Source organism: Glutamicibacter sp. NPDC087673, from assembly GCF_044743255.1.
Lineage (GTDB): Bacteria > Actinomycetota > Actinomycetes > Actinomycetales > Micrococcaceae > Glutamicibacter.
Genome location: NZ_JBIUWB010000002.1, coordinates 433,674 through 456,473 on the forward strand (window position 1 = coordinate 433,674; position 22,800 = coordinate 456,473).

At 58.9% G+C, this 22,800-nt stretch carries 12 protein-coding genes and 4 tRNA genes; 12 read left to right on the forward strand and 4 right to left on the reverse strand.

From position 1 onward, the window contains the following. Positions 1 to 85: 85 nt before the first annotated feature. Genes ACIOTL_RS06480 through ACIOTL_RS06490 form a run of 3 tightly spaced genes read left to right on the forward strand, consistent with a single transcriptional unit; the run spans position 86 to position 6,998 of the window. Positions 86 to 475, forward strand: a complete 390-nt coding sequence (locus ACIOTL_RS06480) for an MGMT family protein (RefSeq protein ID WP_400342167.1) — start codon at positions 86 to 88, stop codon at positions 473 to 475. Further along, the gene (locus ACIOTL_RS06485; RefSeq protein WP_400342168.1) at positions 472 to 3,684 is read left to right on the forward strand and encodes an ATP-dependent helicase; all 3,213 of its coding nucleotides are present in this window, start codon (positions 472 to 474) and stop codon (positions 3,682 to 3,684) included. Before ACIOTL_RS06480 ends, ACIOTL_RS06485 begins: the two co-directional genes overlap by 4 nt. Then, positions 3,681 to 6,998: an ATP-dependent helicase gene (locus ACIOTL_RS06490; protein WP_400342169.1), complete on the forward strand. Its 3,318-nt coding sequence runs from the start codon at positions 3,681 to 3,683 to the stop codon at positions 6,996 to 6,998. Before ACIOTL_RS06485 ends, ACIOTL_RS06490 begins: the two co-directional genes overlap by 4 nt. A 23-nt stretch (positions 6,999 to 7,021) precedes the next feature. Here the strand turns inward: ACIOTL_RS06490 and ACIOTL_RS06495 are convergent, their stop codons facing one another. Further along, positions 7,022 to 8,332 carry a phosphotransferase gene (locus ACIOTL_RS06495; protein ID WP_400342170.1) on the reverse strand — a complete coding sequence of 437 codons (1,311 nt, stop codon included), beginning with the start codon at positions 8,330 to 8,332 and terminating at the stop codon, positions 7,022 to 7,024. A 259-nt stretch (positions 8,333 to 8,591) separates the two neighbouring features. Here ACIOTL_RS06495 and nudC point away from each other — a divergent pair, with 259 nt between their 5' ends. The 3 genes from nudC to ACIOTL_RS06510 all read left to right on the forward strand — a co-directional run bounded on the left by nudC (position 8,592) and on the right by ACIOTL_RS06510 (position 12,287). Next, a complete protein-coding gene (gene nudC / locus ACIOTL_RS06500; RefSeq protein WP_400342171.1) occupies positions 8,592 to 9,428 on the forward strand; it encodes an NAD(+) diphosphatase in 837 nt (278 codons plus the stop codon). Then, positions 9,425 to 11,548 (forward strand): ATP-dependent DNA helicase UvrD2, encoded by a 2,124-nt coding sequence (locus ACIOTL_RS06505; RefSeq protein WP_400342172.1) that lies wholly within the window; start codon positions 9,425 to 9,427, stop codon positions 11,546 to 11,548. The genes nudC and ACIOTL_RS06505 overlap by 4 nt, the downstream gene beginning before the upstream one ends. Before the next feature lie 127 nt (positions 11,549 to 11,675). Beyond that, on the forward strand, positions 11,676 to 12,287 hold the full coding sequence (locus ACIOTL_RS06510; protein WP_400342173.1) for a SprT-like domain-containing protein: 612 nt from the start codon (positions 11,676 to 11,678) through the stop codon (positions 12,285 to 12,287). Between the two features lie 61 nt (positions 12,288 to 12,348). On the opposite strand, the gene ACIOTL_RS06515 is transcribed toward ACIOTL_RS06510, so the two are convergent. Next, complete coding sequence (locus ACIOTL_RS06515; protein ID WP_400342174.1) at positions 12,349 to 13,776, reverse strand: zinc-dependent metalloprotease; 1,428 nt, start codon at positions 13,774 to 13,776, stop codon at positions 12,349 to 12,351. 256 nt (positions 13,777 to 14,032) lie between these two features. On the opposite strand from ACIOTL_RS06515, the gene ACIOTL_RS06520 reads away from it, so the two are divergent. From ACIOTL_RS06520 to ACIOTL_RS06545, 6 genes are all read left to right on the forward strand, one after another. Then, the gene (locus ACIOTL_RS06520) at positions 14,033 to 15,073 is read left to right on the forward strand and encodes a PDZ domain-containing protein (RefSeq protein ID WP_400342175.1); all 1,041 of its coding nucleotides are present in this window, start codon (positions 14,033 to 14,035) and stop codon (positions 15,071 to 15,073) included. A gap of 130 nt (positions 15,074 to 15,203) precedes the next feature. Further along, positions 15,204 to 18,239, forward strand: coding sequence for a UPF0182 family protein (locus tag ACIOTL_RS06525; protein WP_400342176.1), 3,036 nt, complete (start codon positions 15,204 to 15,206; stop codon positions 18,237 to 18,239). Between the two features lie 62 nt (positions 18,240 to 18,301). Beyond that, positions 18,302 to 18,375, forward strand: a tRNA-Met gene (locus tag ACIOTL_RS06530). A gap of 539 nt (positions 18,376 to 18,914) precedes the next feature. Continuing rightward, positions 18,915 to 18,988, forward strand: a tRNA-Met gene (locus tag ACIOTL_RS06535). Between the two features lie 262 nt (positions 18,989 to 19,250). Then, positions 19,251 to 19,324: transfer RNA gene (locus ACIOTL_RS06540), tRNA-Met, on the forward strand. Between the two features lie 358 nt (positions 19,325 to 19,682). Continuing rightward, positions 19,683 to 19,756: transfer RNA gene (locus ACIOTL_RS06545), tRNA-Met, on the forward strand. 116 nt (positions 19,757 to 19,872) lie between these two features. Here ACIOTL_RS06545 and ACIOTL_RS06550 read toward each other — a convergent pair. Then, entirely contained in the window at positions 19,873 to 20,604 is a 732-nt protein-coding gene (locus tag ACIOTL_RS06550) for a PspA/IM30 family protein (RefSeq protein WP_105656844.1), read from the reverse strand. Between the two features lie 70 nt (positions 20,605 to 20,674). Beyond that, positions 20,675 to 22,660 (reverse strand): TPM domain-containing protein, encoded by a 1,986-nt coding sequence (locus tag ACIOTL_RS06555; RefSeq protein WP_400342177.1) that lies wholly within the window; start codon positions 22,658 to 22,660, stop codon positions 20,675 to 20,677. Positions 22,661 to 22,800 lie beyond the last annotated feature (140 nt).

Below are 22,800 nucleotides of genomic sequence, written 5' to 3' on the forward strand. Positions count from 1 at the left end.
TATAACGCTACAGCCAAGGCGGGACAGGACGGCCCTGCGAATTGCGTGTTGTGGAGTCCTGCAAGCTAATTGGCAGAATAGGGCTATGACATCTGACGCAGCCGAAAAGCCCCTGGACTATTCAGAGGCGGTGCATCGCCTCGCAGCACTCGTCCCGGCAGGGGCGGTGCTCAGCTACAAGGACGTGGCAGAACTTCTCGGAAGCGGGGGAGCACGCCAAACGGGCAAGGCGATGGCAAGCGCGCCGGAAGGGACACCATGGTGGCGGATTATCCGCTCCAACGGTTCCATGGCCGATGCGCTTGCCGAAGCAGCAGAACGGCACTGGATCGCAGAAGAACTGTCAGCACCTGGCCGTCACGTGAACATGAATAGATACCGCTGGAACCCCAACGACTGGGCGTGGGAAAAAATTGACGCGCTGCGTACGGCGCTGGGCAACCCCAAAATGTCCGAGATGGATGATCAACTATGAGTATGGAAGAGACCCGAAGCCAGCCCCGCGAAGAAGCCACCTCGGTCCTTGGCCACTTGCATTCGGTGGAAAGCCCGGTCCTGGTCACTGGGGCTCCGGGTACCGGCAAGACCCATCTGCTCATCGACACCGCGGTGGCGCACCTTGACGCCGGGCTCGATCCGCAGGCCCTCTTGATCATCGGGCCAACTCGACTGACCGCTGCCTCGATCCGTGATGAGCTCAGCCGCCGAGCAGAACGGACTTTCACCGAACCGGTGGTTCGCACCTGGTCGGCTTATGCCTTTGACTTGATCCGCCGTGCCCGCGTTGAAGGACTCTTGCCCCAGCTCGAACGCATTCCCCGCTTGCTCTCCGGTCCGGAACAGGACACCCTCATCGGCCACCTGCTGGAAGGCCATGCCGAAGGCCTCACCGAAGGACCGCAGTGGCCAAGCGAACTGGCGCTGGCAGTAGGGACTCGCGGCTTCCGCAAGGAAATCCGCGAGTTCTTCGACCGTGTTTCAGAGCTGGGATTGGAACCTGCAGACATCGCTGACCTCGGCCAGCAAGCCAACCGCCCCGAATGGCACGCTGCGGCGCTGTTCTACCAGGAATACCGCGACCTGCTGGACTTGGGCAGCGCCGAAGCCTTCGACCCGGCAGGGCTGATTACCCGGGCGGCACAAATTCTGGAAGACAATGAAGCGTTCCTGCACGCAGAACAGGACCGGTTGGCCCTGATCCTCGTGGATGACCTGCAAGAAGCCACCCTGTCGCAGCACCGCCTCCTGGCTCTGCTCGGCAAGGACCGCGCCATGGTCGCTTTCGCTGCACCTGACAGCGTAGTTCAGGGATTCCGCGGTGCCCGCACCGATGAATTGCATCGTTTCGCACAGAATTACGCGAGTGCTGGCGAAGCGACGTGCCTCGAACTGACCCACGGCTATCGAATGTCTGGACAGATCACCGAGGCATGGAAACGGATCGTCAGCCGCGTGCCGCTGGCTGCAGGCTTGCGCGGACGAGCTATTGAGCCGTTGAACGTGCCGGAACACGAACTGTGCCAGGCACTGGTATTCGAGAATTCCACCTTGGAAGAACGTTTCATTGCCCAGCGGATAGTGCATCTGAACCTCTACGAGAACCGCAGCCTAGCTGAAATTGCGATTGTGGTGCGCAACGGTTCACAGGTGCGCTCCTTCAGCCGTTTTCTTGAAGGCCAGGGAATCGGCGTGCAGGTGCCGCCGGCCGAAATTCCATTGAAGGATGAAGGTGCGGTCCGTCCGCTGCTTGACCTGTTGAACTTGGCGTTCAGCGATTCTGTCACCGATGACCCGCTCCTGATGCAGAACCTGCTGCTGTCGCGTTATGGGATGAGCACTGCCTTGGAAATCCGCCGGATCCGCCAGCTCTTGCGCCAGCAGGAAGCCGCAGCCGGCGGAAGCCGCTCCAGCCAGGAGTTGCTTGAATCCTGCCTGCGTGAACCGGCAATGGCCGAGAAATTGGGCAAGCCGGGTTACGGATTGAACCGGCTGCTGAAGATGTACTCCGCGCTGCAAGACGAACTGGCCAGCGGAACCGCTACACCGGAAACAGCGCTCTGGGTGATGTGGGAGGCCTCGGGCCGGGCAAAGGCCTGGCGCGAAGAGGCTCTGGGCACCGGCACTGCCGCCCGCCGCGCAGATCATGACCTGGATGCTGTCCTGTCGCTTTTCCAAGCCGCAGAACGTTTTGTGGATCAGCTTCCCGGCGCCAGCGTCCAGCAGTTCATCGAGCACATCTTGCAGCAGGAATTGCCCATGGACTCCTTGGCAACCCGTGCTGCCGGTGGGCAAACCGTCACGGTTCTCACTACCGCTGCCGCTGCCGGAAAGCAATGGCCAGTGGTCTTTATCCCCGGGCTGCAAGAAGGCTCCTGGCCCAACCTCCGGCTCCGTGGCGAGCTGCTCGGTTCCAATGCGCTCGCCGACGCCGCGGAGCATGGCATTGAATTCCTGGCCACCCGAACGCCAACGCATCTGGTACGCCAAATCCGCAACGACGAATTGCGCAGCTTCAGCAATGCCGTCTCCCGTGCTGGAGACCAGCTGATTTGCACGGCGGTCGATAACGAAGACAGCCAGCCTTCCTCTTTCCTGGATCTGGTCGAGCCACCGGGGCCAGAAGGCAGGGAACCAACCGCGGTTCCGCGCATCCGTTCGCTTCCAACCTTGGTGGCAGAGCTGCGCAGCACCGCCGAGAGAGCCAGGGCCGCCGGCCTTGGGGCAGCGCCAGCGCCGGACGATGTGGAAGCAGCTAACCTGTACCAGGACGCCACCCACGTGCTTGGACGCCTGGCTCAGGCAGAGCGCCCGGTGCGAGGAGCGCATCCAAGTTCCTGGTGGGGGTTGCGCGAACTGACTACCCATGAACCGGTTATCCCGGAAGACCAGCCTCGGCGGGTGTCACCGTCGAAGGTGGAAACCCTGGTGAAATCGCCGCTGAACTGGTTTGTGCAAAGCGCTGGTGGAACCGCTGCCCGCGATTTCGCGGCCTCCTTGGGTACGCTGATCCACTCCATCGCCGAAGAGCATCCCGATGCAAGCGGAAGCGAATACCAGCAGATCCTGGAGCAACGCTGGCCAGAGCTGGAAAAACTGGAGAACTGGGAAGGTCAAAGGGACTTCGACCGTGCCAATAGCATGCTCAAGAAGTTCGCCGCCTACTGCGTCACCATGCGCCAAGAAGGACGCGAACTGGTGGCTCGCGAGATGCCGTTCCAGATCGAGGTCCCGGCCCCTGACGGCACGCATATCCAGCTTCGCGGAATTATCGACCGCGTCGAAGCTGACGCCAACGGCAAGGTGAGGGTCGTTGACCTGAAAACCGGTTCCACTGCGCCATCCAAGGACGCAACCTTGGAACACCCGCAGCTAGGCGTCTACCAAACCGCAATCCAGCTCGGTGCATTGCAAGATCACGAGGAAACTGCAGGACTCCCGGATGAGCCAGCCGGCGCATCCTTGGTCTACGTCGGTACCAGCACCAAGGGCGCCTCGGTCCGTGAACAACCATCAATTGGTGAAGAGGACTGGGCCCGCACGCTCATCTTCGAAGCTGCCTCGCTGATGGGAAACAGTGAATTCATTACCCGGCACGTTTCGGGAGCCGCAGGGATCCTCGGCAACTGCACGCTGCCCGAAATCTGCCCTTTGTGCGCCCAAGGACGACAGGTCACCGAACCATGAGCAATATCAGATTCACTCCAGAAGAACTCTCCGCAGCCCTGGGCGAGCAGTTTCCGCCCACCGCGCAGCAGGCTGAGATAGTCGCTGCGCCATTGGAACCGATGCTGGTCATCGCCGGCGCCGGCTCGGGTAAGACCAAAACCATGGCGGACAAAGTCGTCTGGCTGGTAGCCAACCAACTGGTCCGGCCGGAAGAGATCCTCGGGGTGACCTTTACCCGCAAGGCAGCGGGAGAGCTTTCCGTGCGTATCCGTGCCAAGATCGCGCAGCTTGTGGCCACCGGTCTGCTCAGCCCAGAAGAAACCCGGGACTTCCTGGACCCTGCGGTATCCACCTACCACTCCTACGCCAACACCCTGGTCCAAGACCATGGGCTGCGGCTCGGCCTTGAAGAAGACAGTGCCTTGTTGGGCGCGGCCCAATCATGGCAGGTGGCCCACTCGGTGCTGGAAAGATACACCGGCAACTACGAGCACCTGAACAGTGCCACCAGCACACTGATTGATGCCATCGTTTCCTTCAGTTCGGAAGCATCCGAGCACTTGGTCACCGCACCTGAGGCCCATCAGTGGATTGATGACCTGGTAGCACGCCTGCGCACCTTGCCGATGGACGCAGAGAAGCCCAAGAAAACTACCCAAGCAGCCCTCAAGCTCATCGACAAGCTGGCTTCACGTGCCACCATCGCTGAGTTGGCTGAAGAGTACGCCCGGGAAAAGAAGCGCCTCGGGGTGATGGACTACGGCGACTTGGTGGCCCACGCAGCGCGTATCGCCCAGGAGGTGCCGGCAGCTGCGCTCGCCGAACGGGCTAGCCACAAGGTGGTGCTGCTGGATGAATTCCAGGACACCTCGCACGCGCAGATGGTGCTCTTCTCTCAACTCTATGGCGAAGGCCATCCGGTCACCGCGGTGGGTGACCCTAACCAATCCATCTACGGATTCCGCGGGGCCAGTGCCGGACAGCTGTTCCGATTCCCAGAAGTCTTCCCGATTGTTCGAGACACAGGCCGGGACGTCGCCCACGTGAAGCACCTGACCATCGCATGGCGCAATACGGTCAACGTGCTCGCGGCAGCGAATAGCATCACCGCCGGCGGGCCGAAGCATCAAGGCCCGGTCTCGGTCAAGCCCTTGGATTCCTCGGCGCATGCCAAGCCAGGCCGTGTGGTGCTCAACCGTTGCGCGACGGTTCGGGACGAGGCAGAAGCCATAGCCGACATGATTGTTGCCGAGAATAGGGCATCTTCCGAGCCGAAGACCAGTGCGGTGCTCTCGCGAAATCGTACCCAGTTGAGCATCATGGGCGAGGTGCTCGCTGAGCGGGGCATCAAATACCAGCTCGTGGGACTATCCGGATTGCTGAGCACCCCTGAGCTCACCGACCTGGTCTCGTACCTGCACGTGCTGGTTGACCCGCTGCGCTCCGACAAGCTCATGCGCTTATTGGCTGGAGCGCGCTGGCGGCTGGGTGCCGCAGACCTGATGGCCTTCGCCGATTGGTCCCGCCAGCTGGAACGGCGGCGAGCCCGCGGGCTGCAGCCAGACCCGGCAGAAAGCGAAGAGGCGCAGAGCCCCGAAGAAGCAGTGACCGAGGCGGCCCGCGCCGAACTCAATGATGCGGCCAGCCTCGTCGAAGCACTGGACTTCCTGCCCAGGGAAGGGTGGACCAGCAATGACGGCAGGACCATTAGCGCAGCGGGCTACGAGCGCTTGGCGGCTCTGCGCGATGAACTCGCCGGCCTGCGGCTGCTGGCCAATGACGACCTTGAAACGCTGATTCGCGAGACCGAACGCGCCATGAACCTGGACATCGAGGTGGCTGCCCGTCCGTGGATATCTCGAGACAAGGCGCGAGCCAACCTCGATGCCTTCGCCGATGTGGTGCGCGAATACTGCCGCAATGCGCCACGCGTTGAACTGTCCGGCTTCTTGATGTGGCTGGAACAGGCCGCCGAAAAGGAAAAGGGACTACCGCTGCCAAGCGAAGATGCTGACCCCGCGGCAGTCCAATTGCTGACGGTTCACGCGTCCAAGGGATTGGAATGGGACATCGTGGCGGTGATGACCTTGAACGACGGGGTGTTCCCGGGTTCCAAATCCGACCGGTGGACCAGCGGTGACAAAGCGCTGCCCTGGGAAATCCGTGGCGACGCCCGGGACCTGCCCCAATGGGACACCGACCAGCCGGCTTTGAAGGAACTGCTGGAAGCCGAATCGGTTTTCAAGGACCAGGTAGAGGACCACCACATTGCCGAAGAGCGTCGCCTGGCCTATGTTGCGGTGACCCGCGCCAAGTCATTGCTGATTTGCAGTAGCAGCGTCTGGACGAGCACCCGTACCAAGCCAACCGAGCCATCAGAATTCTTCACCTGTTTGCTTCCGCTGGCCGAAAGCGAGGAACCCCAGACGGAGATCGGGGTCTGGGTGAAGGACGAGGAAGCGCCGGAACAAAACCCGAGCACTTTGACGCCCCTTGAAGCGCTGTGGCCGTACGATCCATTGGAAGGCCCCGTCGTCACGGGGGGAGTGCAAAAGACTCCATACCCGTATTCACGGCGCAATGTCATTGCGGATGTGGCGAAGGATCTCGAATCCGTTCCAACAGATCATGAGCCGCTGACCAGCTTCGGGAGGCAGTGGGCTGAAGAAGCGGAGAAACTTCTAGGCCAGCGCGAGTTCTTGGCTGGCCGTGAACGCAGCATCGAGGCACCTGAGCATGTGCGTGCTTCGTTGTTTGTAGAGCTGGCCGAGGACCCGGTTGGGGTACTGGAAAACCTTCGACGCCCGGTGCCTCGTCGACCGGGACTGGCTGCACGGCGCGGTACCGCGTTCCATGCCTGGATTGAAGAGTTCTACGAGAAGACGTCAATGCTTGATCTGGGAGACCTGCAGGATCCGGCAGATGGCTATCTTGATGAGGCGCTGGACCTTGAATCCATGAAGGAAGCGTTCCTATCCAGCGAATGGTCCAAGCTGCAGCCGGCCTATGTCGAGGTTCCATTGGAGACCCGTGTGGGGCCGGTGGCTGTGCGTGGCCGCATTGATGCCGTCTTCCGGATGGACGACGGTACGTGGCTGATGCTGGACTGGAAAACCGGTCGAGTTCCTAGCGGCAAGGATTTGAAGAGCAAGCTGGTCCAGCTCGCGGTGTATCGTCTGGGCTGGTCACGCCTGCACGGAATCCCGCTGGAGGAGATCAAGGCCGCCTTCTACTATGTGGCGGCGGGCATTACGATCCACGCGGAGTATCTCTCCGATGAACAAGAACTGGAACAGATGATCAGCAGCGCGTTTGAACAGCTCGAAGGCTAGCCGCTCAGGACGCTGGGAAGTCTTTACTTCCCGGCGTCCTCAACAGGCTTGTTGTTCTCTTCAGCAGGCTCAGCCGTGCTGATTGGCTGTGCGGCAGCTGACTCGGCTTCCGCTGCATCACTATCGTGTTCGGCGGCTTTGGAGGCGGGTTCTTCCTCCGCAGGTGCACTGTTCTTGGCATCAGCCTGAACAGCATCAGATTTTGGCTGGTCACCTGACTTCTCTGGCGCGGTCTGGACATTGGACGCTGTGCTTCGGGGTGTTGCGGAGTTCGGCGATTCCGCAGCCAGGGGAGTGACCTTGTCGGTGTTAATGCTTGGCGCGGCGACGGCAGCCGGCTTTTCCGGAGCCTTCTGGGCCGGTGCTTCTGGCTGGGGAGCCAAAGGGCGCGGAGCTTCCACGACCGACAATGGCTGGCCACCGTACTCCGCGATGTTCTGGTCCAATTCGCGTAGCATCTCTTCGGCCTCGGCGATGCGCTCGTAGTCCTTGGAATCCAAAGTCTTCACCAGCCACTGCGCCAGCGCGAATTCGGCGGCCAGCGCGGCGCGACGCATGATGTGCGGATCCGCAGCCTTGCCACGGGCTTCGACATAGGCGGTGAAAACGCGCTCGCTGAAGCTCTGGTCTTCTATGGCCGAAAGCCAAGCGAAGTCATCGGCGGGATCACCGACGTGCAAATCTGTCCAACCCTTGACTGCAGTGATGCTGGAATGGGAAATCTGCAGCTGCTCTTCATCGAAGTCGCCGTGAACTACGGCAGCGTTGAAACGCCACAGTGCCACGTCCTCCATGGCGTGTTCCCAACGGCGCAGCAAACCGCTTGGCACCTTGCCCGTAGCTGCGGCGGTATCCAGTTCGTTGAGTTTGCGCTGGCGAATCTCGTCGGCAGTGTAGGTCGGCAGGCCTGCCACCTCAACAGCTTCATCTGGGATCTGGTGGATGGCAGCCATGCACTGGCCCAGCGACTTGGCCAGGTTGCTGCCTACATCAACCAATTCATCGAGGGTCGGAACGTGTCCGGGCATATCCTTGTAGACAAAGGTGCGCAGTGGGCCCTGGCGCACGGTGCCGGCTACGGCAGGCAAGGAAAACGGCAGTGAAGCGCGGACCTTGGCGGAGAAAGCACGCAAGGCAGAAAGCTCTGCTTCCAGACGCATGCTTGCCTCGTCATGCCGAGGTGAACGAACGCGCCAGCGATGCTTGAGTGCGTCGACGATCAATGCTGAGTCAAAATCTTCTGCATCGTCGGACAGCGCCGCGAAGCCTACCGGAGTCAATCCGGGGACGGCGGCGGTGGCAATTGCGGCGAGTTCCATGGCAGTGCGTTTCACAAGTTCCACCGTATGCGAGATTCCCTTTTCTATCGTTGAATGACGCACGGAATATGGCGGGATTCACCGGCAACATTCAGAGTTGCGACGAATCTCATTGATCAACAGCTATCCACATTGAGTAAGCATCAAGATTCTGGAGCGCTACGTGCATTAGGTTAGAGGTATGGCTCTGGCAGAAACTTATCGAACCCCACTTACCGGACTTCACTTCGGACAGTCTCTGATTGAGCGCCCACTGACCGAAAAGCAAGACCCGATGCTTTTGCCTGGCCTATTTAAGCAGCGCAGCACCAAGGTGCTGCTGATCAGTGGTGGTGGCGCGGCAACTACCGGCTCTGATCTCTTCTTTCTCAACGGCACGGACTACCTCGCAAAAGACTCCGAGCGCCAGGTGTACCTGGGGCGTGCATCAGGCACGGAATACGTTCTGGCTCTCGTTGATGCCGAGGACTATGCCTCCAGCGGCATCGAGCGCTGGACGACGCTACGTGAAGGCTTCAACCTGCTCAATGAACTGCATGCAGAACTCTTTGTTGAAGCGCAGGCGATCGCCAATTGGATCCGTTCAGAGAAATTCTGCCCACGCTGCGGTTCACCCGTTAGGGCGGCCACCTTCGGGTGGGGCCAGCGTTGCGTGAACAATGACCACGAGCTTTTTCCACGTACCGATCCGGCAATCATTGCCTCGGTGATCGACAGCCAAGATCGATTGCTGCTCGGATCCAACGCCACCTTCAAGCACCGGATGTACTCGGTGCTTGCAGGATTCGTCGAAGCAGGGGAGTCCCTGGAGTCGGCCGTGCGCCGCGAGATCTTTGAAGAATCCGGTGTGCGTATTGGAGATGTTGCCTATCGCGGTTCCCAGCCCTGGCCAATGCCGCGATCGCTGATGCTCGGTTTCGCTGCTGAAGCCTTGAGCGAAGAGCTGGTTCCGGATGGTGCAGAAATCATGGACCTTCGCTGGTTCACACGAGCAGAACTGCGTGAAGCTCTGGAATCAGGAACAATAGATATACCGCGCGGAGTCTCGATAGCCCACGCATTGATCCGTACCTGGTACGGCGAACCCCTTCCGGAGGCCCTGAGCAAGTGACCGAATACGACAATCCGCCAGCAGACAATTTGCTAGCGGGACTGGATGCTGAACAGCGGCAAGCAGCTGAAACCCTCAGCGGTCCACTGTGTATTCTGGCGGGCGCAGGAACCGGAAAGACCAGAGCAATTACCCACCGGATCGCCCACGGCGTGCATACTGGCATCTATAATCCGACCAGTGTTCTCGCGCTGACTTTCACCACGCGTGCAGCTGCGGAGATGCGTACCCGCTTGCGTCAGCTCGGCGCACCCGGCGTGCAGACGCGTACTTTCCACGCAGCGGCCTTGCGCCAGCTGCAGTACTTCTGGCCGCAGGCCGTTGGCGGAACCCTGCCGAACTTGGTAGAACACAAGGCCCCGCTCATTGCGGAGGCGGCGCGTCGCCTGCGCATTTCCAGCGACCGCGCCATGGTCCGTGATCTGGCTGCGGAAATCGAATGGGCCAAGGTGTCCATGCATACCCCGGAAAGCTACGCCAAGATTGCGTCTACCCGAGAACTGCCCAACGGTCTCGAAGCAGTGAGCATGGCCCGTATCTTCCAAACCTACGAAGAGCTCAAAGATGACCGCGGAGTTATCGACTTTGAAGACGTACTGCTGCTGACCATTGCAATTCTTGAAGACAATGAAAAAGTCGCAGCCAGTGTACGCCAGCAGTACCGCCACTTCGTCGTCGACGAGTACCAGGACGTTTCGCCGTTGCAGCAACGGCTCCTGGATCTCTGGCTTGGCCAGCGCAACGAACTGTGCGTGGTGGGCGATGCCTCCCAGACCATCTATTCCTTCACCGGTGCACGCCCAGACTTCTTGCTGAACTTCGGCACACGGTTCCCGGAAGCAAAGGTCGTGAAGCTGGTACGCGATTACCGCTCCACTCCTGAAGTCGTGAACCTGGCGAATAAGGTGCTTGCTAATCGGCGCATTGAATCCCAGGTCCCTGACCGTAACGTGACCTGGCCCGAACCACTGGAACTCATCGCGCAACGCGATCACGGTCCGGCCCCTGAATTCTTTGAAGCGACGGATGACGAAAATGAAGCCGAGGAAGTCGCCCAGCGCATCAAGCAGCTGCTCAAAAACGGCCAGGACATCTCCGAGATTGCCATTTTGTACCGCACTAACGGGCAGTCCCAGGCTTTTGAGCAAGCACTGACGGCGTATTCCATCCCCTACGTAATGCGTGGTGCCGAGCGGTTCTTCTCCCGTCGTGAAGTCAAGGAAGGGATGCTGGCCTTGCGGGCCGGCTTGAGCGTCGCCGCAGATACTCCGGTTGCGCAGATGGTGCGCGATGTGCTTTCTTCGCACGGCTACTCGGTGAATGCCCCGAGCGGCGGCACTGGTGCGGTGCGCCAGCGTTGGGAATCGATGTCGGCACTGGTTCGCCTGGCCGACGAAGTCGTTGCGCTCAAAAAAGAACAAGACATTGATGCCACATTGCACGATGTGGTCAAGGAATTGGAAGACCGCGCAGCGATCCAGCACGCGCCAACTCTGGATGGCGTCACCTTGGCATCATTCCATGCTGCAAAGGGGTTGGAATGGGATGCCGTATTCCTGGTTGGATTGAACGAAGGCCTGGTCCCGATCTCCTATGCCAAGGACCAGGCGGGCTTTGATGAAGAACGGCGATTGCTCTACGTGGGGATTACCCGCGCGCGGAAGCACCTGTACCTGTCCTGGTCGTTGGCAAGGACCCCGGGCGGACGTGCGCACCGTTACCCATCGCGATTCCTCGATGGGATTAAATCGGTACGCCAAGCCAGCAGCAGGCAGCAGACCACCTACCGCAAACGCGAACAGAAAATCACGCCCGCAGTCTGCATGACCTGTGGATCCTTCTTGACCAGTGCGAAAGAGCGGAAGCTCAAGCGTTGCGCCTCGTGCCCTGCTGCCTATGATGAAGCGTTGTTTGAGACTTTGCGTGAATGGCGATCAGAAATTGCCCAATCCAATTCGGTCCCCGCGTTCGTGATATTCACCGATGCAACCCTCATGTCCATCGCGGAGCACCAGCCGGATTCAATCCAGGGATTGTCGAAGATTCCAGGGGTGGGACTTAGCAAGCTTGAACGATATGGCGAGGCGGTACTTGCGGTCGTTGGAGAGCGCCGAGCATAGGGTTCTCCACAAGTTGGCGAATTGGTCCGAAGCTGTTCAGGCTAGGACGTAGCTTAGAGAGATGACGTAGTGAGCGGTCGGGAAGATCCGCGGCCACTGCCATAGATGAGGAAAGAGGGGCAATGCAATGCCAGCTTTTCCAAACTCCGTCGACTTCGTAGCGCCGGATGAGATTCCAGTGCGGGTTCTGCGCTCGGCCAAGCGCAAGAAGACCATTTCCTCCCAGTGGCGCGATAACCGGCTGATTATCCAAGTCCCTGCAGCGCTGGACGAAAAAACGGAACGCGCTTTCGTTGATGAGATGATCTCGAAGTATCGCAAGGGACGCCAAGCGCGTACCGCGGGTCATACCGATGATGCGCTGGAGCGCCGAGCGGCATCTCTTGACCAGCAGTACTTCGCCGGCGAAGCCGCGCCGCAATCCGTGCGTTGGGTAGCCAACCAGAATAAGCGTTGGGGTTCGGCTTCATATCGGCAGCGCAGCATCCGCTTATCGGTCACGTTGCAGCATATGCCCAGCTGGGTGCAAGACTATGTTCTAGTCCATGAACTGGCGCATCTGGTGGCCCCGCGGGCCGGCCACGGACCTAGGTTCCAGGCTTTGCTGAACCGGTTCGAACGCCGAGCGCAGGCGGATATTTTCTTGGAGGCATTCCACGCAGGCTACAACGCTCACGCCAAGGAATTGGGCCGGACCCAGGATGAACTTTCGGGTTTCGGCCATGACGAGGAACAGTAGTTCAATGCAAGAAGGAGGGATGTGCACTCGTGCACATCCCTCCTTCGAGGTTTCGATCTAATCAGCTCTTCGGATCCTCTGGATTCCCTGAGCCGTCATCGCCTTCGGCTTCGGGTTCAGCGTTGTCGAAGCCGCCGTCCAGAAGCTTACCCAGTGCTGCGTCGAAGTCGTCGAACTCGGTCGCGGCAACTTCACGGCGATGCGTGAAGCCCTTGGGATCGGTGAGGTCTTCCGCAGTAGGCATCAGATCTGGGTGATCCCATACGGCATCACGGCCCTCGATACCACGTTCGTCGTACAAGTGCTCCCACAGGGCAGCCGCTTCGCGCAGCTTGCGTGGGCGCAATTCAAGTCCCACCAGAGATGCGAAGGCAGTCTCAGCTGGGCCACCGGAAGCGCGGCGGCGACGCATCGTCTCGCGCAGGTGACCAGCAAATGGAAGGTTCTGAGCGGCCAAGGAGACCACATGATCAACCCAGCCCTCGATCAATGCCAACGTCAGTTCTAGGTTTTCTAGAGCCTTCTCCTGAGCGGGGGTGCGCTGCGGGGTGAACAATCCTTCACCCAACATCGATTGCAGCGCTTCGGGGTTGGACGGATCGATACCGCGTACTGCTTCTTCAATGCGCGACATGTCGATATGGATGCCCCGAGCATAGGATTCCACGGCACCAATCAACTTGGAGCTTAGCCAAGGGACCCGGTTGAACAATCGTGCGTGAGCGTTCTCCCGCAGAATCACATACAGCAGGACTTCCTGCTCAGGGATTTCAAGGCCATCGCCGAACTTGCTGACGTTGGCCGCGATAATGCCTGGAGTGGTTCCTGCCAAAGGCAGGCCGATGTCGGTGCCGCCAAGCACATCGGTTGCCAAACCGCCCAGCGCAGTGCCCAGCTGCATGCCGAACATGCTGGCTCCGAGATTGCGGAACATGCCATCGGAGTTGCCGAGCATGCCCTTCATCTCTTCGGGAATCTGTTCCTTCATCGCGGTGGTGATTGCGCTAGCTACCGACTCGGCGACAGGTTCGGTGACCTGCTTCCAGGTGGCCAAGGTCTTGTCATACCATCGTTTACGGGTCCATGCCTCGGTTGAGTGGCCGTTCGACTCGAACACCGTAGCGTTGTTCAGCCACAGCTCAGAAAGGTTTGAAGCATCGCTGATGGCTTTGCTGCGCGCCTCCGATACCGCCGGATCATCGCTGGCGTATGCCTGCAAAGCGGTGTCGGATGCAAGCTTCCAGTTCACCGGACCGGAAGAGGCGTTATTGCTCATCATCGCGGACATCATGGCCTGGGCCTGCTGCATCATTTTCTGCATCGCAGCCGGATCGCCTTGAGCACCAAGGGCATCACGAAGCTGCGGCGGAAGGTCATTCGGGTCGAATCCGCCACCGAAGAGCTGACCAAACATTGCAGACAATGGGTCCTGCGGATTGTTCTCGTCGTCATCGCCGTTAGGGCGGTTATTCGGGGGGTTCTGTGCCATGCCTTTAAAACTACAGCGAGCAGCTGGTAGTTCCCATGAATCTGGGCTTCAGTTCGCTTTCGGCACATCGAATACGCCTTGATGCTGATGCTTTTAAACCCAGGGCTTCAGTAGGCTAAGGGTGGGGATGTCTGCAAGGGCGGATCCGCGTATTTTTTGACAGTTGGCGGGAGCAGGATCAGTGCACGTACAGGAACCACAAGACTCGACTTTGGAGCCAGGCGATTCCAGCCGCACTCCGCGAGGTTCCAAAACCATGAAACGCACCAGCTCCGGCATCGTTGCGCTGCTGCTGATTGGCGTCATGATGTTTCTCCCCACGAATTTCATGATCCGGTCGCCTGGCCCAGTGTTCAACACTCTTGGCGAGGACAACGGGCACGACGTGGTCTCCATCAAAGGAGCCCCGTCGTACCCTTCGGAGAGCGTCTTGGATCTGTTGACTATTTACGTCCAGGGTGGCGGGCAGAACCGAATCACCATACCTGTCGTACTTGAAGCATTGGTCAATCCGGCCAAGGATCTAGTTCCTGAAGAAACCATCATTTCTCGTGGTGTCTCTTCAGAAGAGAAGAATGAACAAAATGATTTCATGATGACTTCATCGCAGGACTTGGCTGTGGCAGCGGCTTTGGTCGAGCTGGATCAGGGCTTTACCGAGTGGCTTACGGTCGCTGAGTTCTCCACCGGCACGAATGAAAAAGTGCTTGAGCCCAAGGATCGCCTTCTGAAATTCGAAGGAGAGAAGATCACTTCGCTGGAACAACTGAAGGAAGAACTGAATTCCCGCGGTGCAGAACCAGCAATCTTGACCGTTGGCAGACCAGATAAGCATGGCGTCTACAGCGACGTAGATGTCACTGTGAACACCAAGGAAGCCGAGAATGGCGAACGCCAGTTGGGTGTCTTCCTGGGCAACGAATACGAGTTCCCTATCGATGTGAGCTTCGGGTTGGAAAATGTTGGCGGTCCCAGCGCCGGCATGATGTTTGCCTTGGCGATCATTGACCGCCTGACGGAAGGCTCATTGGCGGGAGACCACCACATCGCAGGTACCGGTGAGATTTCAGCCGATGGCAAGGTCGGTCCAATCGGTGGAATCGCCCAGAAGATGGTGGCGGCGAAGAATGCCGGAGCAACCGTCTTCTTGGCCCCAGCCGACAACTGCGCTGAAGCCATAGGGCGTATTCCTGCCGGACTGGATGTCATCAAGGTTGCAACCCTGTCAGAAGCTCGCCAGGCATTGGAGAAGATCGCCGCAGGTGAAGACCCGGCGACTTTCACGACATGCGAATAGATTTAGCCGGGCATCAAGGGAAGAATGTGATGCAAGGAAACCAGTCTCGTACACAACGCCCGTACAAGAATTAGGTACACGAGTTCTCTTGTTGGGAACAACGGGAAGAACCCAAAGTAAGGAATAGATAGTGTCTTTTGGATCGGATAGTCCGTTCGGGGGTCCGCCGCGGCCCCAAGAACCACAACGACCTTCCAACCCTTCGGGCAAGAAAGCCTCGCCGCTGACCCTGACCATCTTCGCGGTGGTCATTCTCGTCGCAGTCTTCGTTTTCTTGTCGAATTTCTACGCTGATATCCTCTGGTTCAACCAGCTGGGTTTCTCCGAGGTCTACTGGACTGAGCGGATCTCCAAATTAGTGATCTTCCTGATCGCTTTGGTGCTGATGGCGGTTCCAATGTGGTTCTCGATGCGCAGTGCCTACAAGCACCGCCCTGTCTATGCGCCAAACTCGACCCGACCTGATTCCATGTCGCGCTACCAGGCCCAGCTGGAACCAGTCCGCCGATTCCTGATGGTTGGCATTCCATTGGTGATCGGCATTTTCGCTGCCGTTGCCGTGGCCGGACAGTGGCAGACCATCTTGCTGTTCTTCAACCAGGTCGGTTTCGGTAGCACTGACCCCCAGTTCAACATGGATCTGGGCTTCTTCGTTTTCTCCCTTCCATTCATCGCACTGGTCAACGGCTTCCTGATCTCGGTCGTGCTGCTCAGCGGCGTGGCTGGTCTGCTGACCCACTACCTCTACGGCGGAATCCGCGTTGAAGAGCGTGGCGGCATAACCGTTGGCAAGGCCGCTCGGGTGCACACCGCAGTTGTTGTCGGAGTCTTCTTGATCTTCCAGGCTGTGAACTTCTGGATCGGCCAGTACGAGACCCTCACCGACCAGTCCGGCCGTGTCGCCGGTGCACTGTACAAGGATGTCCACGCTGTCATCCCTGCACAGATGATTCTGGCCATTGTGGCAGTCCTTATCGCCATCACCTTCGTGATTGCGGCAATCAACGGTCGCTGGCGTTTGCCATTGATCGGCACCGCCATGCTGGTAGCAACGATGATCGTTGCCAGCGGCGTCTACCCGTTCCTGATCCAGCAGTACAAGGTGGTCCCTTCCCAAAGGGCGTTGGAGAGCGACTATATTGAGCGCAACATCGAAATGACGCGCTTGGCTTTCGGTCTCGACGATGTCGAAGTTACTGACTACGATGCGAAGATCTCGACTGAGAAGAATGCGCTGGCCGAGGAAACCTCAACCACCGCGAATATCCGCCTGCTGGATCCAAACCTGGTTTCGGCTGCTTTCGCGCAGCTGCAGCAGTTCCGCGGCTACTACACCTTCGCCGAGACCCTTAACGTCGACCGTTACGAGATCGACGGCAAGGTGGAAGATACCGTTATTGCCGCCCGTGAAGTGAACGTGGACCCAACCGACACGTGGGTGAACCAGCACATCAACTACACCCATGGCTACGGCCTGGTGGCTGCCTATGGTAACCGCGTGGCTGCCGGTGGTCGTCCGGACTTCATGCTCGGTGGCATCCCGACCTCCGGTGATTTGATTACCGACGAGGATTACGAGCCGCGGATCTACTTCGGTGAGAATTCTCCGTCCTACTCCATTGTCGGCGGGCCGGATGAGGGATGGACCGACCAGGAACTTGACCGTCCAGGTACCGGTGGCGAGAACCAAGACACCCGCTATACCTTCCAGGGCGATGGCGGTCCGAACGTTGGCAACATGTTCAACCGCTTGGTCTACGCACTGAAGTTCGCCTCCACTGACCTCTTGCTCTCACAGAACGTCAATAGCGAATCGCAGATCCTCTACGATCGTGATCCTCGCGATCGCGTGAGCAAGGTTGCTCCGTACCTGACGCTGGATTCCCAGGCGTACCCTGCCATCATTGATGGCCGCGTGCAGTGGATCATCGATGGCTACACCACCTCCAACGACTTCCCGTATTCGCAGCAGCAGCAATTGGACTCGGCAGTGACCGACTCGCTGACTAATGCGCAGGACCTGTCTTTGACCGGCCGCGTGAACTACCTGCGCAACTCGGTGAAGGCCACCGTCGACGCCTATGACGGAACGGTCAAGCTTTACGCCTGGGACACCGAAGACCCGATCCTGCAGTCCTGGCAGAAGGTCTTCCCTACGGCATTGAACCCGTTGGATGACATGTCGGCTGAGTTGATGGAGCACGTACGTTACCCTGAGGACATGTTCAAGGTGCAGCGCGAAGTGCTAACCACCTACCACGTGGACAACCCGGACGCGTTCTACGAGTCCAACGACGCGTGGGCTGTGCCGGATGATCCGACCTCATCCGCCGCTGGCGTGAAGCAGCCGCCATACTTCATGTCCTTGAAGATGCCGACCCAGGATGAAGCGTCGTTCTCGCTGACCTCGACATTTATCCCTGCGGCCGCGGCCAATGGCCAGCAGCGCAACGTGCTCTTCGGCTTCCTTTCGGCCAACGCCGATGCCGGCTCCGAACCCGGAGCGAAGGCCGAAGACTACGGCAAGCTGCGCCTGCTCGAGCTGCCACGAGATACTGCGGTACCTGGCCCAGGCCAAGCGCAGCAGAACTTCGATACCAACACTCGAGTGACCACTGAACTGAACCTGCTGCGTCAGGGTGCTTCGGAGGTCAAGAACGGCAACCTGCTGTCGCTGCCAGTTGGCGGCGGTATCCTCTACGTCCAGCCGGTCTACGTTCAGTCCTCGGGCCAGACCAGCTACCCGACCTTGCGTAAGGTTCTGGTTTCCTTCGGCGACAAGGTTGGCTTCGCCGATACCTTGGCAGAAGCGCTGGATGAGGTCTTCGGCGGTGAGTCCGGTGCAGTGACCGGTGAGACCGAAGGCGTTACGCCAGCGGAGGATCCAAAGGACGAGAATGAACCGGCCAAGACTGATACCCAGAAGCTCTCCGAGGCTCTGGCTGACGCGAATGAAGCCATCAAGAATGGCCAGGAGGCGCTGGCCAAGGGTGACTTCGGAGCCTACGGTGAATCGCAGAAGCAGTTGGAGGATGCCTTGACTCGTGCGATGGACGCAGATGCGGCCATCAATGGCACCGAGGTTGAAGGGGATGTGAAACTGGACGACGGACAGAATCCGGACGCAACCCAATCGCCAGCACCCCAGGACGGTGCTGAAGGCTAAGCAGCAGCACCAGCAGCCCGATTTGCTTTCACTCCGCGATGATGCAAGAATTGTCTAGTCATCGCGGGGTGGAGCAGTTCGGTAGCTCGCCGGGCTCATAACCCGGAGGTCGCAAGTTCAAATCTTGCCCCCGCCACGAATGGCAAAATGGAGATCCTAAAGGGTCTCCATTTTGCGTTAAGCTGCAAGCTGCCAGTTTCCAGATCAGTACCCGTGGATTGATGCGGGAAGTACGGTCAACCCATGTACGGGAAAGGGCGCGGTCGCGAAAGGCAAGTTTCCCGATGCCAACCGTCAAGGACGCTGGCTCATTCTTCTCGCAGGCAGCCCAAGCGGTCGCGGGCATATGTTTAAGTTAGGGCCGAAGGCCAACGCAGTTCCGGGTCGATCGCAGGACCCCGGGGGACTGGAACGCCCGAATCCTGCCCTCTGAGCGGGCTAGGGTGATCGCAGCAGACTCTCAGGCACCTTGTGGCGACGGGCTACCCGCCGGAGTGTGCAATCATGCGGCGGAAGACCCTGGGGTCTTTGAAACCCGGGTAACGCCGGGCCGAGGCATCTGGATATAACCAGAGGATAATTCGGATCAGGTCGGACATTTAGGCGTAGTGCGATTAAGGACACTCTTTTCGATTCGCTATTGAGTTCATCAGTTGGTAATGTTGTATTTACCGACGCGGGGTGGAGCAGTTCGGTAGCTCGCCGGGCTCATAACCCGGAGGTCAGAGGTTCAAATCCTCTCCCCGCCACGAAAGTGGAAACGGAGATCCGGAAGGGTCTCCGTTTTTGGTTTAACCGGATTTCTCAGGCCTGCGCCAATGGGCGACCGTGGCGTTTATTTTTATTCAAGCTCGCCGGATGGGTCTGAAAAGCTTTCCCTTCATCCGGGGAGAGCCTGTGCAGAGTTGGGTGGTTGCCCCCGCTTCGCGAGCCGGGGGTGTCCTGGTGATGCAATGCACTATCCCAGGATTGGCCAAGTCATTCACTGATTGGTAACGTTGTATTTACCGACGCGGGGTGGAGCAGTTCGGTAGCTCGCCGGGCTCATAACCCGGAGGTCAGAGGTTCAAATCCTCTCCCCGCCACGAAAGTGGAAACGGAGATCCGGAAGGGTCTCCGTTTTTGGTTTAATTGGATTTCTCAGGACGGCGCCAACGGGTGAGCGTGGCCAAGCGCCAGTAGGCACATGATCGACTTCCCGATGGGGGAGCAACTAATATGTCCGCATTCACTGGGCCGAGGCGGACAGGCAGCGGACCCATGGCGTTGATTTTGTTTCGAGCCCGCCGGATGGTCCTGAAAAGTTTTCCCTTGCCCCTGGGGAGATGCCGTGGGAAGTGGGGCGATTTCCCTGCTTCACGAGCCAGGGGTCTCTTGGTGACGCAATGCACTATCCCAGGATTGGCCAAGTCATTCACTGATTGGTAATGTTGTATTTACCGACGCGGGGTGGAGCAGTTCGGTAGCTCGCCGGGCTCATAACCCGGAGGTCAGAGGTTCAAATCCTCTCCCCGCCACGAAAGTGGAAGCGGAGATCCGGAAGGGTCTCCGCTTTTGGTTTAAGCATTAAAGAAGTTGGCTGGCAATGCTTTCGCAATGCCAGCCAATTGACACAGTTCAGAGAGCAGAAAGTTTAGCTCTCCAAAGCATCGGTTTGTTTGGCCTTCAGAGCGGCCAGACGGGCTTCCACCTCGGTCTGCTCACCCAGATCTTCCAAAGACTCGAACTGGGAGTCCAGGCTTGATGCCTGCAATTCTGCAGCACCGCGAACGCGGGCTTCTTCGCGACGAACCTTTTCTTCGAAGCGACCAATTTCGCTGGACGGATCCATGATGTTCACGGACTTGATGGCTTCATTGACCTGGTTTTGAGCGTGTGCCGACTTGGAACGGGCGACCAGCTCGTCGCGCTTGCTTGCCAGTTCGGTACGCTTTTCCTTCATCATGTTCAAGCCGCTTTTGAGCTTGTCCACGATCTCGCGTTGCGAAGCGATCGTCGGCTCGGCGGTCTTCATCTCGGACTCGGCCTGCATCTGGCGCTGGATGGCGACCTTAGCCAAGTTGTCGAACTTCGAGGCATCATCGGCATTGCCTGCAACACGGAACTCTTCTGCCTTGTTGGATGCTGCCAGAGCCTTGTTGCCCCACTCGGAAGCTGCCTGCTCGTCTTCGCGGAAGTCGTCTTCCAGCATGCGCAAGTTGCCGATGGTCTGGGCAATCGCCTGCTCTGCTTCAGCAATATTGTCGTTGTAGTCGCGCACCATCTGATCCATCATTTTCTGGGGATCTTCAGCTGAGTCGAGCATTGCATTGATATTGGCCTTGGCCAACTGGGAAATGCGTCCGAAGATTGACTGCTTGATCATGGTTGGACCTTTCTGTCCGTCAAGAAAACACTATGAACTTGAAACCTTCTGGTGAAACTGGTCCGGCAAGCTAGAAGTTGCCGCCTCCTCCGCCTCCGAAGTCACCTCCTCCAAAGCCGCCTCCGCCGCCGCCGAAGCCACCGAAGCCGCCCCCGCCAAAGAAACCTCCACCGTCGCCGCCATCGGAATGACCGCCATGGCCTCCGCCGCCGAGGATGGTATTGATCAGGATGCCTCCGAGCATCGCGCCACCGATGCCATCAAACATCCCGCCCCCGCGGCCACGGCCGTAGTTCCCGTAACCGCGCGAGTCGCCGAAGCCGTCGAATCCGCTGACGTCGCTTTCGGCCATCTGCGCAGCTTGGTCAGCTAGCTGAATGGCACGCTGTGCGGAACCTACAGCACGCAGCGGATCGCTGCCAGAAAGCGAGCGCGCCTCATCGAAGGTGCGCTGGGCCTCAGCAAGGCGGGTTCGAGCTGAAGAGCGGACGCCGCCGCGACGGGCACGGATGTAATCGTCGGTACCGCTGATGCGCGACGCTGCGGTGTGCAGCAACGAATCCAGTTGTGCACGGGCTGATTGTTCCTGCTGGGCCTGGTTACGCGTACTTGAAAGAGCTTCTGAAAGCGGGCGAACGGACTCATCGAGCTGGGTGATCAAAGCCAGCGGGTTGTATTTGCCGCTGCTCAGTGCTTGCTTGGTATTCGCCAGAGTGCTTTCGACACCGGCCGCGGCGCTGGAAAGGCGGGGATTTGCTCCGTTGCCCACGAAGGCCTTCGCTTGAGCCAGGTCGCGTTCGGCCAGCGCGATTGCGGACTTCAAGTCTTGCTGGGCCTGCCCCAAGGCTTCGCCAGCCTTGTTGATGGCCTTGAGCAGCACATCGGCCTGGTCGTGGGCTTCTTCCGCATTCTGGATCAAGATCGCGGCATTGGATCGGTCAGTGGCCAGTTTCTCTGATGCCTGCTTCAAGGCGGAAGAAGCAAAGGTCAGGCGCTCGGCGGCCTGGTCGGCGTTGTCCTTGATCTGCGATACTGCGCTGGCATCATATTGGCCGGCAAGGCGTTCCAAGTCTGCCACGCGGGCCGACAGCCTCTGGTTGAGCGGTTCCTGGTTCGCCGATACCTCAGTAATGCGATCCTCGGCATTCTGCTCCAGCTGGCGCAATTGCTTGAACTCGTCGGCATGGGCCTGCAGGGAACTGTTGACCTTCTTGCAACGGTCGATGATTTCATTCAACCATGAACGCTGATCTTGCTCGGTATCGGGGATATCGTCATCCAACTGCTGCTGCAGGCGGAAAGATTCAGTCAGGTGGTTCTTGGCTTGTTCAATATCCTCCACATAGACCTGGACAGCCTGCTTGCCGTATTGTGCTTCGGCGAAGCCCAATTCTTGCTGCGAAGAACGGATCGAGTCATCTGCAGCCACCAGCAATTGGTCTGCCTGCAAACGGAGCTTGTCCAGGGGGACCAGTTGCTGCTGCGGAGCAGGGGCGCCGTACTGTCCTGGGTGTTGGCCTTGGCTCTGGCCGAGCTGCGCGGTCTTCTTCTTGCTGCGCCGTGAAAGGAAAAGGAACCCAACCACAGCAACGGCACCAATGGCCAGGACGACGGTTAGGAAACCACCGCCAGCGGATGAACCATCTGGGCTGCCTCCACCTTCAACGCTGCGCATGCCAGCGATGGCCCCCTCGACTGCACCGGCCCAGTTTTTCTCACTGAGTGCCGGGCTGATTTGGCTGCTGTAGATTTCAGTATCGGCTTTGGCAATCGGACCGCCTTCGGCGCCAGCAAAATATGCTTGGCGGGTCTCGGTTGCCACCACCAGGATGGAGTCAGCGCTGCCCAAACCCTTTTGGTTGGCAACTTCGGCGGCCCATTGATCTGCCTGGTCTGGGTTGGAGAACTCGTCGACGAATATCGCAAACAGGTTTAGTCCGGTATTGCTGCGAAGTTCCTTAATTTCGGATTCCAAACGCGCTTCGTCGGAGCCGAGCACGCCTGAAGAATCGACGACGAAGTCGCCAGGTGGAATCGTTACAGGCGATTCAGCCATCGCAGGTGCCGATAAGCCGAAAGAGGCTACCGTTGCCAATATTGCTCCAGCAATGAGCCGTCGAGCTTTCATACGCATGTCTTGTTCCCCACCTGAAATGCATCAGTCAATCTAAAATCGGGAGAATCCCGATCTGGTGA

Coding starts and splice junctions, on each gene's coding strand:
- ACIOTL_RS06480 (WP_400342167.1), top strand. CDS start 86: ATGACATCTGACGCAGCCGAAAAGCCCCTGGACTATTCAGAGGCGGTG.
- ACIOTL_RS06485 (WP_400342168.1), top strand. CDS start 472: ATGAGTATGGAAGAGACCCGAAGCCAGCCCCGCGAAGAAGCCACCTCG.
- ACIOTL_RS06490 (WP_400342169.1), top strand. CDS start 3,681: ATGAGCAATATCAGATTCACTCCAGAAGAACTCTCCGCAGCCCTGGGC.
- nudC (WP_400342171.1), top strand. CDS start 8,592: ATGCTTTTGCCTGGCCTATTTAAGCAGCGCAGCACCAAGGTGCTGCTG.
- ACIOTL_RS06510 (WP_400342173.1), top strand. CDS start 11,676: ATGCCAGCTTTTCCAAACTCCGTCGACTTCGTAGCGCCGGATGAGATT.
- ACIOTL_RS06515 (WP_400342174.1), bottom strand. CDS start 13,776: ATGGCACAGAACCCCCCGAATAACCGCCCTAACGGCGATGACGACGAG.
- ACIOTL_RS06520 (WP_400342175.1), top strand. CDS start 14,033: ATGAAACGCACCAGCTCCGGCATCGTTGCGCTGCTGCTGATTGGCGTC.
- ACIOTL_RS06550 (WP_105656844.1), bottom strand. CDS start 20,604: ATGATCAAGCAGTCAATCTTCGGACGCATTTCCCAGTTGGCCAAGGCC.
- ACIOTL_RS06555 (WP_400342177.1), bottom strand. CDS start 22,660: ATGGCTGAATCGCCTGTAACGATTCCACCTGGCGACTTCGTCGTCGAT.